The 15,414-nt window shown below is 67.4% G+C and carries 17 protein-coding genes; 6 read left to right on the forward strand and 11 right to left on the reverse strand.

Translation table 11 applies throughout. The features are described from left to right. The 3 genes from C664_RS11205 to C664_RS11215 all read right to left on the reverse strand — a co-directional run. Positions 1-294 (reverse strand): YqjK family protein (locus tag C664_RS11205; RefSeq protein WP_004259707.1); only part of this gene is annotated, 294 nt, incomplete at its 3' end. A 20-nt stretch (positions 295-314) separates the two neighbouring features. Beyond that, entirely contained in the window at positions 315-698 is a 384-nt protein-coding gene (locus tag C664_RS11210) for a phage holin family protein (RefSeq protein WP_004259711.1), read from the reverse strand. A gap of 8 nt (positions 699-706) precedes the next feature. Beyond that, the gene (locus C664_RS11215; protein WP_004259715.1) at positions 707-1,018 is read right to left on the reverse strand and encodes a DUF883 family protein; all 312 of its coding nucleotides are present in this window, start codon (positions 1,016-1,018) and stop codon (positions 707-709) included. A gap of 225 nt (positions 1,019-1,243) precedes the next feature. Between C664_RS11215 and rquA the strand changes: the two genes are divergently transcribed. After that, positions 1,244-2,002, forward strand: coding sequence for a rhodoquinone biosynthesis methyltransferase RquA (rquA, locus tag C664_RS11220; RefSeq protein ID WP_004259720.1), 759 nt, complete (start codon positions 1,244-1,246; stop codon positions 2,000-2,002). 10 nt (positions 2,003-2,012) lie between these two features. On the opposite strand, the gene C664_RS11225 is transcribed toward rquA, so the two are convergent. Then, positions 2,013-2,795 carry an exodeoxyribonuclease III gene (locus C664_RS11225; RefSeq protein ID WP_004259722.1) on the reverse strand — a complete coding sequence of 261 codons (783 nt, stop codon included), beginning with the start codon at positions 2,793-2,795 and terminating at the stop codon, positions 2,013-2,015. 39 nt (positions 2,796-2,834) lie between these two features. On the opposite strand from C664_RS11225, the gene pyrE reads away from it, so the two are divergent. Genes pyrE through C664_RS11240 form a run of 3 tightly spaced genes read left to right on the forward strand, consistent with a single transcriptional unit; the run spans position 2,835 to position 4,935 of the window. Further along, positions 2,835-3,479: an orotate phosphoribosyltransferase gene (pyrE, locus tag C664_RS11230; protein WP_004259726.1), complete on the forward strand. Its 645-nt coding sequence runs from the start codon at positions 2,835-2,837 to the stop codon at positions 3,477-3,479. Further along, positions 3,460-4,104: a hypothetical protein gene (locus C664_RS11235; RefSeq protein ID WP_038011603.1), complete on the forward strand. Its 645-nt coding sequence runs from the start codon at positions 3,460-3,462 to the stop codon at positions 4,102-4,104. Before pyrE ends, C664_RS11235 begins: the two co-directional genes overlap by 20 nt. A 48-nt stretch (positions 4,105-4,152) precedes the next feature. Next, on the forward strand, positions 4,153-4,935 hold the full coding sequence (locus C664_RS11240) for an NAD-dependent deacylase (protein WP_004259734.1): 783 nt from the start codon (positions 4,153-4,155) through the stop codon (positions 4,933-4,935). A gap of 81 nt (positions 4,936-5,016) precedes the next feature. Here the strand turns inward: C664_RS11240 and C664_RS11245 are convergent, their stop codons facing one another. From C664_RS11245 to C664_RS11255, 3 genes are all read right to left on the reverse strand, one after another. Continuing rightward, complete coding sequence (locus tag C664_RS11245) at positions 5,017-8,898, reverse strand: DUF3683 domain-containing protein (RefSeq protein WP_004259738.1); 3,882 nt, start codon at positions 8,896-8,898, stop codon at positions 5,017-5,019. Between the two features lie 166 nt (positions 8,899-9,064). Further along, entirely contained in the window at positions 9,065-9,415 is a 351-nt protein-coding gene (locus tag C664_RS11250; RefSeq protein ID WP_004259742.1) for a RidA family protein, read from the reverse strand. Positions 9,416-9,476: 61 nt separating this feature from the next. Then, positions 9,477-9,878 (reverse strand): YqaA family protein, encoded by a 402-nt coding sequence (locus tag C664_RS11255; protein ID WP_004259746.1) that lies wholly within the window; start codon positions 9,876-9,878, stop codon positions 9,477-9,479. A gap of 117 nt (positions 9,879-9,995) precedes the next feature. On the opposite strand from C664_RS11255, the gene C664_RS11260 reads away from it, so the two are divergent. After that, a complete protein-coding gene (locus tag C664_RS11260; protein ID WP_004259750.1) occupies positions 9,996-10,439 on the forward strand; it encodes a PsiF family protein in 444 nt (147 codons plus the stop codon). Between the two features lie 54 nt (positions 10,440-10,493). On the opposite strand, the gene C664_RS11265 is transcribed toward C664_RS11260, so the two are convergent. The 3 genes from C664_RS11265 to C664_RS11275 all read right to left on the reverse strand — a co-directional run bounded on the left by C664_RS11265 (position 10,494) and on the right by C664_RS11275 (position 13,209). Next, positions 10,494-11,360, reverse strand: coding sequence for an FHA domain-containing protein (locus tag C664_RS11265; RefSeq protein WP_004259755.1), 867 nt, complete (start codon positions 11,358-11,360; stop codon positions 10,494-10,496). Positions 11,361-11,447: 87 nt separating this feature from the next. Continuing rightward, positions 11,448-12,392 carry a tRNA 2-thiocytidine(32) synthetase TtcA gene (gene ttcA, locus C664_RS11270; protein ID WP_004259759.1) on the reverse strand — a complete coding sequence of 315 codons (945 nt, stop codon included), beginning with the start codon at positions 12,390-12,392 and terminating at the stop codon, positions 11,448-11,450. Positions 12,393-12,453: 61 nt separating this feature from the next. Continuing rightward, positions 12,454-13,209, reverse strand: a complete 756-nt coding sequence (locus C664_RS11275) for a pteridine reductase (RefSeq protein WP_004259763.1) — start codon at positions 13,207-13,209, stop codon at positions 12,454-12,456. A 101-nt stretch (positions 13,210-13,310) separates the two neighbouring features. On the opposite strand from C664_RS11275, the gene C664_RS11280 reads away from it, so the two are divergent. After that, positions 13,311-14,486 carry a class I SAM-dependent methyltransferase gene (locus tag C664_RS11280; protein WP_004259768.1) on the forward strand — a complete coding sequence of 392 codons (1,176 nt, stop codon included), beginning with the start codon at positions 13,311-13,313 and terminating at the stop codon, positions 14,484-14,486. An 18-nt stretch (positions 14,487-14,504) separates the two neighbouring features. Here C664_RS11280 and C664_RS11285 read toward each other — a convergent pair whose 3' ends face one another. After that, entirely contained in the window at positions 14,505-15,308 is an 804-nt protein-coding gene (locus C664_RS11285) for an alpha/beta hydrolase (protein ID WP_004259771.1), read from the reverse strand. Positions 15,309-15,414 lie beyond the last annotated feature (106 nt).

Genomic DNA, 15,414 nt, shown 5'->3' on the forward strand with positions numbered 1-15,414 from the left:
CAGCAGCGCCGCCAGCGGGCGGCCCCGCGCCTGGCGCAGCAGCAGCCAGCCGACCCAGGCGCGCCTGGCCAGGCGCAGGGTGAGGCGGGGTTTGAGCGCGAGCACGGTCAGCACGCCGATCGACAGCAGCGGCGCCTTTTCCTTTGCCCAGGCGAGGTGCTCGCGCGCGGCGTCGAGGCGATCGAGGGTCGCATCGATGCCCCTCAGGCGATGGACCATGTCGTCGCGCTGCGCTTCGGCGCGAAGCTGAAGGCGCTGCTTGCGCAGGGCGATCTCGACGAGGCGAGGGTTCATGACGGGCCGGTCAGTGGCGCTCAGTCACGCGGTTTCAGTGCGTCGCGGTCGCGCGCGAGTTCGGCAAGACTGGCGGCGAACAGGCGACTGCCGCGCTTGAACTCGCGCGCCGCATTGCTGCCCGCGAGCAGGCCGCCGACCAGACACACCGCGGTCGAGATGCCGAGCGCAAGCAGGCGATGTTCCTCCCAGAACAGCACAGTGAGGAACACCATCAGGAAGACCAGGCCGAAGCCCAGCAGCAGCCCGCACAGCACGATGTTGATCGCGAGTCCGGACAGGCGCAGCTTCTCTTCCTGAAGCTCGAGCGCCAGCAACTCCAGCCGCGTCTGCACCGTCTGCAGGCCGGCATCGACGATGCCGTGCAGACTGTCGGCCAGACGCGACTTCGGTTCGGCAGCCATCTACGGGATCAGCGACGGCCGGCGAGCAGGCCGAGCAGGAAGGCGACGCCGGCAGCGACGCCCAGCGACTGCCACGGATGTTCATGCACGTAGTCGTCGGTGGCGCGCGCGGCCTTCTTGCCCGAGTCGATAATCGCAGCTTCCGCTTCCGAGATGCGTTCCTTGGCTGCGGCGAGGCGCTCGCCCATGCGACCGCGGACATCGCCCAGTTTCTCGCCCGTCTGGCCGGCAGTCAGTTTCAGCAGTTCCTCGGCGTCGGCGATGATGGCCTTGAGGTCGCCAACGAGCTTGTCCTTGGGAGGGGTGGTGGTCGTGCTCATGATGAGTCTCCTTCTTCCGTCATGACAAATGGACAACTGCTCTACTGACACAAGGCTAACCCCCTGTGTTCCCGAAGGCAATCGACGATCGGTAACAAGGCGCGGCCTGGAGCGGGCTTCGCGGGACGCAAGGCCGCACGGTGCGAGCCCAGGGAACAGGATCGAGGGGCGCGTGATTTTCCGTCAGGCAATCCCGGTATAGTCGGTAGAACCCGGAGGTCATCAATGCCGTCCGCAGGCAAGCGGCTGCGGCAAGGTGTGTCGGGCCGACGAACGCACGCCCTGATCTCGATGACGACACCCAACGAAACGACCGCTCCGTCTGCCGCCTTCCTGCCCGACTACCTGTCCCGCACCTACGCCTGGGCGTACCTGAATCCGCGGACGATGCCCTGGCTCGACCGCATGCCCGTCGTCTCGGCGATCCTGTGGGGCAACGCGGGACGGCTGATGCGCTGGGCGGTCGACCGGTTTGCGCCGGGCGAGAGTGTGCTGCAGGCAGCGTGCGTGTATGGCGCGCTGTCGCCGATGCTGGCGCGCCGTGTCGGCGTCGGTGGGCGGCTCGACGTCCGGGATGTGGCGCCCATCCAGATTGCCAACGTGCGCCGCAAGCTTGCGGGGATGCCTCAGGCGCGGGCCGAGGTCTTCGATCTGGAGACGCCCCTGGACGGGCGCTATGACGGGGTATGCTGCTTCTTTCTGCTGCATGAAGTGCCCGAGCCGGAGCGCCGCCGCATCGTCGCCAATCTGCTCGCCGCAGTGAAACCGGGCGGCCGGGCCGTCTTCGTCGATTACCACCGCCCGCGTCGCGGCCATCTGCTGGCGCCGGTCATGGCGGTGGTGTTCCGCTGGCTCGAGCCCTTCGCCGAATCGCTGCTGGACGTGCCGCTCGAGAGCCTCGCGACCGAGGCGCGCGATTTCGACTGGCACAAGGAGACCCGCTTCGGCGGCCTGTACCAGCTTGTCGTCGCCACCCGGCGCTGAGGCGGCCGCCCTACACCTTCCAGTCGTAGTCGATCGTTAGCGGCGCGTGATCGGAGAAGCGCTGCGCCTTGTAGACGGCCGCGGCGGTCGCCGTGCTGGCGATCTCGGGCGTGGCGATCTGATAGTCGAGACGCCAGCCGACGTTCTTGGCCCAGGCCTGGCCGCGGTTCGACCACCACGTGTAGCAGTCATCGGTCGCGTCCGGGTACAGGCGGCGATACACGTCGATCCAGCCCTGTTCGTCGAACAGCCGGCTGAGCCAGGCGCGTTCCTCGGGGAGGAAGCCGGAGTTCTTCTGGTTCGATTTCCAGTTCTTCAGGTCGATCTCGCGGTGCGCGATGTTCCAGTCGCCGCATACGACGACCTCCTGGCCGCTCTCGAACAGCGCGGCCATGTGGGGCAGGAAACGCTCCATGAACCCGAACTTGATCTGCAGGCGCTCCTCGGAGCTGGAGCCGGACGGCAGGTACAGCGACACCACCGACAGTCGTCCGAAGTCGAGCTGCAGGAAGCGGCCTTCGGCGTCGATGTCGGCGATGCCGAGACCCTCGATCACGCGGTCCGGCGTGTGCCGGCTGTAGATGCCGACGCCGCTGTAGCCCTTCTTCTCGGCGTGGTGGAACCAGCCCTTCATGCCGGCGGGCTCGCGCATGTCGGCACTCAGGTCGCCGGCCTGCGCCTTCAGTTCCTGCAGGCAGACGATGTCGGCCTGTTGTTCGGGCAGCCAGTCCAGCAGCCCCTTGCTGACGGCCGAGCGGATGCCGTTGAGGTTGAGGGAGATGATGCGTAACATGGGCGTTTTCCAGGAATGCTGCGCTGCAGCCGGAGAGCCGTGGATTTTAGCCGGGATTTCATCGCCCTCGCCTGCCGCAAGGGTGTGCTGCGCTTCGGCGCATTCGTCACCAAGGCGGGGCGCAATTCGCCCTACTTCTTCAACGCGGGGCTGTTCGATGACGGCGCTTCCTTCCGCGAGCTGTGCGGCTACTACGCGCGTGCGATCCAGGCTTCGGGCGTGGACTGCGACATGCTGTTCGGGCCGGCCTACAAGGGTATCCCGCTGGTCGCCGGCACGGCGATCCGCATGGCCGAAGAGGGCATCGACCTGCCGTTCGCCTTCAACCGCAAGGAAGCGAAGGACCACGGCGAGGGCGGTACGCTGATCGGTGCGCCGCTTCGCGGCCGGGTGCTGATCCTCGACGACGTGATCTCGGCGGGCACATCGGTGCGCGAGTCGGTCGAGATCATCCGTGCGGCGGGCGCGACCCCGGCCGGCGTCGTGATTGCGCTCGATCGCATGGAGCGCGGCAAGGGCGAGTTGTCCGCGGTCCAGGAGGTGCGTGAGAATTACGGCATTCCGGTGATCGCGGTCGCCACCCTGGAAGACCTGATCGCCTACCTCGCAGACAGTCCGGACCTCGCAGCCAACCTCGACGCGGTGCGGGCCTATCGGGAGCGTTATGGGATTGCGTCGCGCTGAGCTCTGGTCGTTGTCGGGTGTGCTGCTGCTGGCGATGTGGGCGCCCGAGGCAGCGTTCGCCCAGGCGCCGCGCGCGCGCACGATCTATTGCTGCGATGTCGGCGCCCAGCCGGTGTGCGGAGACATCCTGCCCGAGGCCTGCTATGGCCGTGCCTACCGCGAGGTGAGCCCTTCGGGGCTGGTGCGGCGCGTCGTTCCTGCACCGCTGTCGGCCGACGAGATCGCCCGCCGCAATGCCGAGGATCGCCAGCGCCGCCTCGACGAGGTGACGCGCATGAAGCAGCAGCGCCTGGACGAGGCGCTGCTCGAAACCTACCGCAGCGTCGAGGATCTCGACCGCCGCCGCGACCGCGAAGTCGCGGATCTCGACCGGACCATCCATACGCTGCGCGAACGCGAGACTGCGCTGCTGGTGCAGCAGAAAGAGCTCATCGAGAAGGGGGCGGGCTACCCCGAGGGCAGCATGCCGGCCGATCTTGAAGACGACATCCGCAGCCTTGACGGTGAGATCATTGCCCAGCGCAGCATCATCGACGCCAAGTTGCGAGAGCGCAGCGCGGTGCTCGATCGCTTCGAGGAAGACCGCAAGCGCTATCTGATCCTCAGCGTACCTGAAGGTCGCTGAGGGCGGCATGGGCCTGTCCTTGCATCACCCGCGCCAGAGGCGCTGCCGATGATCAGCGATCCGGTGCTCGATCGCGTGGCGTCGCTGCTGGAGCGTTCGCGACGCATCTTGTTCATCACCGGTGCGGGCATCTCCGCGGATTCGGGCCTGCCGACCTATCGTGGCATCGGCGGCCTCTACCACGACCGGCTCACGGCAGAGGGGCTGACGATCGAGGAGGCGCTGTCGGGCGAGATGATGGCGCTGCGCCCCGACATCGCCTGGCGTTACATTGCCGAAATCGAGGCCAACTGCCGCGGCGCCCGACCCAACGCCGCGCATCGCCTGATCGCCGCGCTCGAGCAGGAGAAACCGATGGTCTGCGTGCTGACGCAGAACGTCGATGGCCTGCACGCCGACGCGGGCTCGCGCAACCTGATCGAGATCCACGGCACGGTGCACCGGCTGCGCTGCAACGAGTGCACGCATGGGCGAAAGGTGCCGGACTACGCCGGTCTGCAGATTCCGCCCGAATGTCCGCGCTGCGGGGGCTTCATGCGTCCCGACGTCGTGCTGTTTGGCGAGGCGCTGCCGCCGCGGGCCATCGAGCGTCTGGAGCACGTGCTGCAGGGGGGTATCGACCTGGTCGTGTCGATCGGTACGACCAGCGTGTTTCCCTACATCGCGGGGCCGGTCGTGTGGGCTGCGCGCGCGGGCGTGCCGAGCGTCGAGATCAATCCCGGCGACACCGAGGTCAGTCACCTCGTCGATCATCGCCTGCGCATGGGCGCCGCCGAGGCCATGGCGGAGCTGTGGCAGCGCATCCATCCGCACGAGCCGGCCGAGGACTGAGCGCCGCTCGCAGCGGGCGCCGGATGTGACGCGGGCCGGAGGGCTTGCGCCGCTCCGGCCCGCATCGTGCCTGCCTTCCGCTTACAGCAGCACGCGTTCGATGCCGCCGCTGTTGGCCTTGCTGACGTAGTCCGGCAGCCAGTTCTCGCCCAGCAGGTGCTTCGCCAGCTCCACCACGATGTAGTCGGGCTCGATGCCGCCCGCGTCGTTGGCGTAGCGGTGCATGCCCTGCAGGCAGCTCGGGCAGGACGTGAGCATCTTGACCTTGGCGTTCGGGTCGCCTTCGCGCAGCTTGGCCGCGCCTTTCTCGATCTCCTCCTGCTTGCGGAAACGCACTTGGGTGGAGATGTCCGGGCGGGCCACCGCCAGCGTGCCCGACTCGCCGCAGCAGCGATCGGACAGGTCCACGCGCGTGCCCATCAGCTCGTTGGCGACCTTGATGCCCGAATGCACCTTCATCGGCGTGTGGCAGGGCTCGTGGTACATGTACTTCACGCCATTCACGCCCTCGAGTCTGACGCCTTTCTCCATCAGGTACTCGTGGATGTCGAGCAGGCGGCAGCCGGGGAAGATCTTCTCGAATTCGTACTTCTGCAGCTGGTCCATGCAGGTGCCGCAGGACACGATCACGGTCTTGATGTCGAGGTAGTTCAGCGTGTTGGCGACGCGGTGGAAGAGCACGCGGTTGTCGGTGGTGATCTTCTGGCCCTTTTCGTCCTCGCCGGCGGCGGTCTGCGGATAGCCGCAGCACAGGTAGCCCGGCGGCAGCACGGTCTGCGCGCCGACGTGGTAGAGCATGGCCTGGGTGGCCAGCCCGACCTGGCTGAACAGGCGCTCGGAGCCGCAGCCCGGGAAGTAGAACACTGCTTCCGAATCGCCGTTGGCCTTCTGCGGGTCGCGGATCACCGGGATGACCTTGTCGTCCTCGATGTCCAGAAGCGCGCGGCTGGTCTTCTTGGGCAGGTTGCCCGGCATCGGCTTGTTGATGAAGTGGATCACCTGCGCCTTGATCGGCGCCTTGCCGAGCGTGGCCGGCGGCGTCTTCACCTGCGGCTGGATGAGGCCGAACTTCTTCGCCATCTCGTGCGCCCAGCGCTGCGCCTTGTAGCCCCAGTCCATCATGCCGACGCGCATCGCCTTGATGGTCGCCGGGTCCTTGATGGTGAGGAAAGCCATTGCCGCGGCCTTGCCCGGGTTGAAGGACTTCTTGCCCTGCTTGCGCAGCAGGTTGCGCATCTTGATCGACACGTCGCCGAAGTCGATGTCCACCGGACAGGGTTTCTCGCACTTGTGGCAGATCGTGCAATGGTCGGCCACGTCCTCGAACTCTGCCCAGTGCGCCAGCGACACGCCACGGCGGGTCTGCTCCTCGTAGAGGAAGGCTTCGATCAGCAGCGAGGTGCTGAGGATCTTGTTGCGCGGCGAATACAGCAGGTTGGCGCGCGGCACGTGGGTGGAGCACACCGGCTTGCACTTGCCGCAGCGCAGGCAGTCCTTGATGTCGTGGGCGATGTCGCCGACGTCGGTCTGCTCCATGATGATGGACTCGTGGCCCATCAGGTTGAAGCTGGGGGTGTAGGCGTTGTCGAGGTTGCCCTTGATCGGGCCATTGCGCATCAGCTTGCCGCGGTTGAAGCGGCCCTCGGGGTCGACCTTGGCCTTGTAGGCCCAGAACGCGCCCATCTCCTCGTCGGTGAGGTAGTCGAGCTTGGTGATGCCGATGCCGTGTTCGCCGGAGATCACGCCGTTCAGGCTGCGTGCCAGCGCCATGATGCGGTCGACCGCGCGGTTGGCGGTCTGCAGCATCTCGTAGTGGTCGGAGTTGACCGGCAGGTTGGTGTGCACGTTGCCGTCGCCGGCGTGCATGTGCAGTGCGACGAAGACGCGGCCGCGCAGGATCTCGCGGTGGATCTCGGTGATGCGCGCGAGGATGCGGGCGAACAGGGCGCCGTCGAAGGTCTGCTCGAGCAGCGGGCGCAGTTCGGTCTTCCACGACACGCGGATCGAATAGTCCTGCAGACGGTGGAACAGCGTCGGGTTGGCAGCGCGGTTGGAGAGCTCGTCGGCCTCAATGCCGTAGGCGGCGAAGTGCTGCTCGGCCTCGGCGAGCGGCGTGTCGAGGTTATCGAGCAGCCATTGCCAGCGCCGGCGCACCTTGGCGACCTGTTCCAGCGCCTGGGCGCGGTGGTCGGCGAGCAGCGTGTCGCGATCTACCTCCGCGTCCTTGACGTCGAGTGGCAGTTCGCCGCTCAGGAACTCGGTCAGGGCGTCGCACAGCTGGATCTTGTTCTGCGTCGACAATTCGATGTTGATGCGCTCGATGCCGTCGCAGTACTCGCCCATGCGCGGCAGCGGGATCACCACGTCCTCGTTGATCTTGAACGCGTTGGTGTGGCGCGAGATGGCCGCAGTGCGGCTGCGCTCCAGCCAGAAGCGCTTGCGCTGCTCGGGGCTGACGGCGATGAAGCCTTCGGCGCCGCGGCTGTTGGTCATGCGCACGACCTCGGAGGCAGCACTCATCACCGCGTTTTCGTCGAAGCCGACGATGTCGCCGATCAGCACCATCTTCGGCCGGCCATGGCGCTTGGCCTTGGTGGCGTAGCCCACCGCCTTGACGTAGCGCTCGTCGAGGTGCTCGAGGCCGGCCAGCAGCACGCCGGCGCTGTTGCCGGCGCCGCCCGGCTTGAAGTAGTCGGTGATCTCGACGATGGCCGGTACCGCCTCGCGCACCTGGCCGAAGAACTCCAGGCACACCGTGCGGGTGACCGGCGGCATCTTGTGCAGCACCCAGCGCGCGGCGACGATGAGGCCGTCCGTGCCTTCCTTCTGCACGCCGGGAATGCCGCCGAGGAACTTGTCGGTGACGTCCTTGCCCAGCCCGTCCTTGCGGCAATGCGCGCCGGGCATGGACAGGATTTCCTCGCCCAGCGGCTTGTAGGTGAGGCCATCGAAGCGGCGCAGGCGGAAGCGTGCGGTGTGCTGCTCGTGGATCTTGCCGAAGTTGTGGTCGAGACGGTCGACTTCCAGCCAGTTGCCGTCAGGGGTGACCATCTTCCACCACGCCAGGTTGTCGAGCGCGGTGCCCCACAGCACGGCCTTCTTGCCGCCGGCATTCATGGCGATGTTGCCGCCGACACAGGAGGCGCTGGCCGAGGTCGGATCGACCGCGAACACGCGGCCGGCCAGCCCTGCGGCTTCGGACACGCGTTCGGTGACGACGCCGGCGCCGGTGCGGATGGTGGCGTAGGGCGTGGCCATCGGCTGGCCGTCGGCGTTCGGCAGGGTCAGCTCCTCGACCGCGCCGATGTCGATCAGCTTCTCGGTGTTGATCACCACCGAGTTGGCGTCCAGCGGCACGGCGCCGCCGGTATAACCGGTGCCGCCGCCGCGCGGGATGATGGTCAGCCCGAGCGTGATGCATTCGCGCACCAGCGGCGCCATCTCGTCCTCGGTGTCGGGGTAGAGCACGACGAAGGGGTACTCGACGCGCCAGTCGGTGGCGTCGGTGACGTGCGACACGCGGGCGTGGCCGTCGAAGCAGATGTTGTCGCGGCGGGTATGGCGCGACAGTGCCTTCAGCACCGACTTGCGCCGACGGGCCGTGGCGTCGAACCAGCCCTCGAAGCTCGATACGGCCTCGCGTGCCCGCGCGATCAGCAGCGCGACGCGGTCATTGCCCTGACGGCGCTTCTCGATCTCGTTCAGGCGGTGATTGAGCGCGCCAATCAGCGCTTCGCGCCGCTCGCGGCTGTCGAGCAGGTCGTCCTCGAGATAAGGGTTGCGGCGTACGACCCAGATGTCGCCGAGCACCTCGTAAAGCATGCGGGCCGAGCGGCCGGTGACGCGCTCCTCGCGCAGTTCGTCCAGCACCGCCCAGGCTTCGTCGCCGAGCAGGCGCATGACGATCTCGCGGTCCGAGAACGAGGTGTAGTTGTACGGAATTTCGCGCAGACGTTGGGTCATCGGGATACCGGTTTAACAGCTGCAGGGGAACATGCCATTTTAGCGGACCGCAGTGCACCATGCACCAAAAACAAGACCTTATGCCTCATGGGGCTTAGGTTTCCAGGTTGCGGGCCGCCGTCGGGACGGCGTGTCGCGGAAACTGAAAGGTGCCCTTTCGGGCCCGTCAGCAGGCGGCCGTCAGCGCAATCTCGATGCGCCAGCCGGGATCGACCAAGCCGGCGACCTTCACGCAGGCCCGGGCCGGCGCACATCCGGGCGGCAACCAGGCCTCCCACACCGCATTCATGCCGGCACTGTCGGCCAGGTCGGTGAGGTAGATCGTCGCCATCAGGATGCGGGAGCGGTCACTGCCGTGCGCTTCGAGTTGGCGCGCGATGCTGTCGAGCACCTCCTGCGTCTGACGGGTGATATCGCCGTCGGCGCTGGCCGGGACCTCGACGAGATAGATCACGCCGTTGTGGATGACGGCGTCGGCGTAGCGGGCGCTGACGCCATGGCGTTCGATTGCGGGCATGAGCGTTCCTCGATGATCAAGTCCGGAGTATAGGCCAGCCCTGCCGGACACGCGGTACGGCTCAGGTCAGCGCCCAGGCGAGGACCAGATAGCGTGCGCCCTTGCCGATCGCCATCCACACCAGGCAAGCGAACCCGTTCAGGCGCAGCAGTCCGGCGGCTGCGCACAGGCCGTCGCCGAGCAGGGGTAGCCACGACAGCACGAGCGACACGCTGCCATAGCGCCGCACCAGCTCGAGGCGGGGCGGCAGTTCCTTGCGTGGCACCAGGCGACCCAGCGCGTAGGTGCTCATCCCGCCCGCCGTGTTGCCCAGCGTGGCGATAAGAATTGCAGGGAGTGTCAGCTCGGGGCGCAGCAGCAGCAGCCCGGCGAGTGCGGCTTCCGAGCCGCCGGGGAGCAGGGTCGCTGCGAGGAAGGCGGAAACCAGCAGCGAGCCGAGGAGGATGAAGTCCGCTTCAGGCATCGGTCAGCAGGGCGGAGCAGGTCATCTAGAAAATTCGTAAAGCATAAATATTTGACTTCAAAAAATGCGAAAAGAATAATTGCGGCGCGCGCATGCGCACCTCAAAGGAGATTTTCCATGAAGAAGCTCGTTCCAGCCCTCGCCGCAGGCCTCGCCCTGCTGGTCATGAACCCGGTCGACGCCCTCGCCAATCCCCAGCACGAGCGCATGAAGCGCTGTAATGCCGATGCGAAGGAGCAGGCGCTGAAGGGCGATGAACGCAAGGCGTTCATGAGCACCTGTCTCAAGGGCAAGCACGACCCGGCGCCGGCCGCCGGCCAGCAGGCGGCTGCGCCTGCTGGCGCGGGACAGCCGGTCAAGGCGGCAACAGCGCCGGTGCCGGCGGCCGGTGGCGAGGCTGGCGTGAAGGAGGCCAAGGCAGGCAAGGGCAGCCCGGTTGTGCAGGCAGGGGCGACGGTCGACAAGTCGGACAAGACGAAGGCCTGCAATCAGGCCGCGGTCGAGCAGTCGTTGAGCGGCGCGAAGCGCAAGGCCTTCGTGGCTGATTGTGTGAAGGGCTGATCCAGATGTCCGCCGATGGCGCCCGCGCCGCATGCGCCGGGCCATCGGCGGATGTCAGACGAGATCGAAGAACACCAGGTCGCGTTCGATCTCGTCGGCGGAGAAGCCGCATCCCAGACGGCCCGGGCCGCTCAGCACCATGCGCTCCTGCCGGACCAGGCGCTCGCCGCCGCCTTCGATCGAGACAAAAGTGCCGTTGGTGCTCTCGTCGATGAGCGTGAAGCCTTCGCGACGGCGTTCGATGCGGGCATGCTGGCGAGACGCGCGCGGGTCCATGATCACGACGTCGTTGCCGAGTTCGCGCCCAAGCAGCAGCACAGGGCGCTGCTCCTCGACGAAGAGGATGTCCTGCTGATGGCGCAGGCGCAGACGTTGAGATAGGCGCGAGGTGGGCGGAATGGACGTCACCACGCCGGCGCGCTGGCCAATCGCGAACACCGGCCACGCCAGTGCTTCGACGCCCGGGCCCTTGAGCGGCTGGGTGCCGGCGACATGGCGCGCAGCCGGCGTCAGCAGCATCACGACGGTGCCGGTTGCCAGCGCCTGTTCGGCTTCGGCCACGCCGGCCAGGCGGCGCGCGATGTCGATGCCTTCACCCGCCGCCGCTGCCGTATCGACGATGCCGTAATGCAGGCCGACGCGCACCGGTTGCCGCATGCCGCTGAGCGCAGGCAGGCTGCGGATGCGGTCGAGCATCTCGCTGGCCGCGAGCGCGCCGGCATCACAGCGCTCGAAGCACGCCAGGAGGCTACCGTCCTGCATGGCCAGGACTTCGCCGCTGTGCGCCGCAACCGCGCGCTCGATGCGGTTCAGGCAGCGTTCGGTCGCGTGCTTGGCCTCGGTGGCCCCCAGGCGCGTGACGAAACCGTCGTCACCCACAGCAGAGGCGAAGAGGACGCAGATGTTCTTACGGTCGGCCATTGGGCATGTACGGGTCGAGAGCGGGTAGGACTAGCGTCGCATGATGTTCAAATGCAGGGTGCCGCGCAAGCCCTTCCGTGCCGCATCCTACTGGCGGTCGATGCTGAGCGACGACAGGAACTGGACGGCCTGGGCTGCGGGCTTGGGGAGCTCGACCGGGTCGAATGCGGTGTCGCCTTCTTCCACCTGGGTCTGCTGTGTCAGTCCGACGAAGTCGAACAGGCGGGCGTCGGCCAGGTGGGACGGTACGACGTTCTTCAACGACGTTGCCAGGGACTCGATGCGCCCGGGGAATTCGCGCGACCAGCCCTGCAGCATCGCCTTGATCTGCTTGCGCTGTGCGTTCTCCTGCGAGCCGCACAGGTTGCACGGGATGATGGGGAAGTCCATGGCACGGGCGAAGCGCGCGATGTCGGCTTCGGTGCAGTAGGCCAGCGGACGGATGACGACGTGGTTGCCGTCGTCGCTGACCAGCTTGGGCGGCATGGCCTTGATCTTGCCGCCGAAGAACATGTTCAGGAACAGGGTCTCGAGGATGTCGTCGCGATGGTGGCCGAGCGCGATGCGGGTGGCGCCGATCTCCTTCGCGGTGCGGTAGATGATGCCGCGACGCAGGCGCGAGCACAGCGAGCAGGTGGTCTTGCCCTCGGGAATCTTGTCCTTGACGATCGAGTAGGTGTCTTCGGTGACGATGCGGTACTCGACGCCGATCGACTCGAAGTAGGCCGGCAGGATGTGGTCGGGGAAGCCGGGCTGCTTCTGGTCGAGGTTCATCGCCACGATGCGGAAGTTCACCGGCGCGCGCTCGCGCAACGCGAGCAGGCAGGACAGCAGGGTGTAGGAGTCTTTGCCGCCGGAGATGCACACCATCACGGTGTCGCCGTCGCCGATCATGTTGTAGTCGCCGATGGCCTCGCCGACGCCGCGTTCGAGCTTCTTCTTCAGGCGCAGGAAGGTGTTGGAGTGACGGACTTCGGCCTCGGCATCCGCGGCGGAGGCGAGGGGGTCAAGCGGGGCGGTGGCTGCACTCACGGGATCGGCTCGGTCGGCGAAAAAAGCGCCGAATTATACACTTAGCGCCGTCCCGCCGGGCTCAGAGATGGGCGCTGCGGCCGCCGTCCACGGCGATGATCTGGCCAGTGATGTAGGGCGCATCGAACATCAGGAAGCGCACGGTGCGTGCGATGTCGGCCGCCGAGCCGACGCGCTTGAGCAGGGTGTGATCGATGATCTGCTGGCGCTCCTCGGCCGAGAACTGCTCGTCCTCCGGCCAGTCGATGGGGCCGGGCGACACGCCATTGACGCGCGCCTCGGGCGCGAGCTCGATCGCCAGGGCGCGGGTGAGTCCGGCCAGGCCGGCCTTGGCCGCGCTGTACAGCGGATAGCGCTGCAGCGGGCGCTCGGCGTGGATGTCGACGATGTTCACGATCGCGCCGCGCTGCCGTCGGATCGCGGGGGCGAGCGCCTGCGACAGGAAGAGCGGGCCCATCAGGTTCGAGCCCATCAGGTCGTCCCACGCGGCGCGATCGATGCGGCCGAGCGGCGTGGGGAAGAAGCTCGAGGCGTTGTTGACCAGGCCGTCGATGCGGCCGAAATGCCGCAGCGCGGCTGCGGCCACTTCCTCGGCGACGCCGGCATGGCCGAGGTCGCCACCGACGGTGAAGGCCGAGTCGACGCGGAGCGCATTGAGCGCTGCCGCCAGTGATTCGGCTTCGCCCGCGCTGTTGCGGTAGTGCAGCGCGAGCTGTGCGCCGCTGGCGTGGAGCTGGCGCGCAATCTCGGCGCCGACGCGCCGTGCGGCGCCGGTTACGAGAATGACGGGGGCGTCGTTCGGGTCGGGAGTCATCATCGTCGCTGCAGGTGTCATTGATCGTCGTGGTTGCGGCGCGAGCATCGCGGATTCGGCTTGCCGTTACAATCGCGGGCTTCTTCCTGCCGCGAGCCTGCGCCATGACTTCGCTACCCCAGCCCTCCACCGATGCGCTCGCCCAGAGCGCGCGTCTGCGTGCGCTCGTCGAGGCCGACATCGATGCCGCTGGCGGCTGGATCTCGTTCGCCCGCTACATGGAGCGCGTGCTCTATGCGCCGGGCCTCGGGTATTACAGCGGTGGCGCGCGAAAGTTCGGCCCCGGCGGTGATTTCATCACCGCACCCGAGCTTACGCCACTGTTCGGCCAGGCGCTTGCCGTCCAGGTCGAGCAGGTGATGCGGGCGAGCGCACCGCAGTTGATCGAGGTCGGCGCCGGCACCGGCCTGCTCGCGACCGACCTGCTGCTCGAACTCGAGCGCCGTGGCTGCCTTCCCGACGCGTACGGCATTCTCGAGCTGTCGGGCGAATTGCGTGCGCGCCAGCTGGAGACGCTGGCGCAGAAGGCGCCCCACCTCGCCGCCCGCGTGCGCTGGCTCGATGCACTGCCTGCGCAGTTCAGCGGTGCGGTGGTGGCCAACGAGGTGCTGGACGTGATGCCGGTGCACCTGCTCGTATCGCGTGCGGACGGCTTGCTCGAGCGCGGCGTCAGTCTGGCGGAGGACGGCGCCGGCGGGCGCCGCCTGTGCTGGGCCGACGTGCCGGCCGAGGGCGTCGTCCGTGACGCCGCGCGCGCGCTGGACCTGCCCGCGCCGGCGGGCGGCGAGTACGTCACCGAGCTCAACCTTGCCGGTCGCGCCTGGGTGTCGGCCTGGGCGGAGCGGCTGGAACGGGGCGCGATGCTGCTGATCGACTACGGTTATCCGCGCGCCGAGTATTACCTGCCGTCGCGTTCGAACGGCACGCTGCTGTGCTACTACCGCCACCATGCCCACGGCGACCCCTTCCTGTGGCCGGGCCTCAACGACATCACCGCCTTCGTCGATTTCACCGCCGTGGCCGAGGCTGCCTTCGATGCCGGGCTGGACGTGCATGGCTACACCACCCAGGCGCAGTTCCTGTTTAATTGCGGCGTGCTCGAATGCCTGGCGCGGCGCGGTCCGCAGGAAAGCGCCGACTACATTCGCGCCGCGCGTGCGGTGCAGCGCCTGACGGCGCCACAGGAGATGGGCGAGCTGTTCAAGGTGCTGGCGGTCGGGCGCGGCATCGATGCAGCACTGCTCGGCTTCGTGCGCGGCGACCGCCTGCACGGGCTCTGAGCCCGTCCGGCGGCGGGCTTACAGGTTGCGCTCTTCCAGCCAGTCGGCGATGCGCGCAGCCACCGTTTCCCAGTCGCGCTCCAGCATCAGGCCATGGCCCATATCGGGAAAGATCTCCGCGCGGCGGGCGTAGGTGGTCGCGGTCATATGCACCTGGTCGGGCGGAATCAGCGCATCGTGGCTGGCGCCGAGGATCAGCATCGGCACCTGGTGCATGCGGCCCGGATGGGGCAGGTTGAACAGGGTCATGTCCCAGATCGCGCGATGCGACTCCGGCTGGCTGAGTCGGTAGTAGCGCTGCAGGTCGGCGGCATCCACCGGCTGGTGGAACAGCGCCTCGCGCAGGCTGCTGATGTCAACATCGTCGCCCGCCATGATGCGATTGAGGTCGGCGAGCAGCGTCGGCCGTTTCAGCATCAGGCCGAAGGCCGAGCCCATCAGCCCTTGTGGCGGCACGGACGACATCAGCACGGCGGCGGGCGCGTCATGCTGTTCGAGGTATTTCTGCACCACCATGCCGCCCATCGAATGGCCGATGAGGACCGGGGGCGCGGGCAGTCGGGCCGCGACCTCGGCGACGTCGCGCACGTAATCGTCGATGGAATACGAGTCGAGGTGCTCACGGCGCCTGCTGTGGCCATGGCCCGACAGCGACAACGCATAGGCCGCCCAGCCACGTTCGGCGAACCAGGGCAGGAAGTGTTCCTCCCAGCACCAGGCCGAGACGTAGGCGCCATGGACGAACAGCAGAGGCGCAGGCTTGGGTTGGCCGGACGGGGTGCGGCACAGCACCTCGAGGTCGCCGAATCGTCCCGCGTTCATCGCACACCTCCGTGGCGGACGCCGGGCGTTGGGGCGGGTACGGGGAAGGCGGTGGCGTAGTCGGCGTGAGGGCGTTTCGTCATGAGGTGTCCGTCGATCGGGTTTT

The sequence above is a fragment of the Thauera sp. 63 genome, from assembly GCF_000310165.2.
GTDB lineage: Bacteria > Pseudomonadota > Gammaproteobacteria > Burkholderiales > Rhodocyclaceae > Thauera > Thauera humireducens.

Excerpts from the sequence above, each read along its gene's own strand:
- C664_RS11235 (WP_038011603.1), top strand. The coding sequence starts at position 3,460 with ATGGGATTGCGTCGCGCTGAGCTCTGGTCGTTGTCGGGTGTGCTGCTG.
- C664_RS11265 (WP_004259755.1), bottom strand. The coding sequence starts at position 11,360 with ATGGCCGACCGTAAGAACATCTGCGTCCTCTTCGCCTCTGCTGTGGGT.
- C664_RS11275 (WP_004259763.1), bottom strand. The coding sequence starts at position 13,209 with ATGATGACTCCCGACCCGAACGACGCCCCCGTCATTCTCGTAACCGGC.
- C664_RS11225 (WP_004259722.1), bottom strand. The coding sequence starts at position 2,795 with ATGTTACGCATCATCTCCCTCAACCTCAACGGCATCCGCTCGGCCGTC.
- C664_RS11260 (WP_004259750.1), top strand. The coding sequence starts at position 9,996 with ATGAAGAAGCTCGTTCCAGCCCTCGCCGCAGGCCTCGCCCTGCTGGTC.
- C664_RS11285 (WP_004259771.1), bottom strand. The coding sequence starts at position 15,308 with ATGAACGCGGGACGATTCGGCGACCTCGAGGTGCTGTGCCGCACCCCG.
- C664_RS11210 (WP_004259711.1), bottom strand. The coding sequence starts at position 698 with ATGGCTGCCGAACCGAAGTCGCGTCTGGCCGACAGTCTGCACGGCATC.
- rquA (WP_004259720.1), top strand. The coding sequence starts at position 1,244 with ATGCCGTCCGCAGGCAAGCGGCTGCGGCAAGGTGTGTCGGGCCGACGA.
- C664_RS11245 (WP_004259738.1), bottom strand. The coding sequence starts at position 8,898 with ATGACCCAACGTCTGCGCGAAATTCCGTACAACTACACCTCGTTCTCG.
- C664_RS11280 (WP_004259768.1), top strand. The coding sequence starts at position 13,311 with ATGACTTCGCTACCCCAGCCCTCCACCGATGCGCTCGCCCAGAGCGCG.
- C664_RS11250 (WP_004259742.1), bottom strand. The coding sequence starts at position 9,415 with ATGCCCGCAATCGAACGCCATGGCGTCAGCGCCCGCTACGCCGACGCC.
- C664_RS11215 (WP_004259715.1), bottom strand. The coding sequence starts at position 1,018 with ATGAGCACGACCACCACCCCTCCCAAGGACAAGCTCGTTGGCGACCTC.
- C664_RS11240 (WP_004259734.1), top strand. The coding sequence starts at position 4,153 with ATGATCAGCGATCCGGTGCTCGATCGCGTGGCGTCGCTGCTGGAGCGT.
- C664_RS11255 (WP_004259746.1), bottom strand. The coding sequence starts at position 9,878 with ATGCCTGAAGCGGACTTCATCCTCCTCGGCTCGCTGCTGGTTTCCGCC.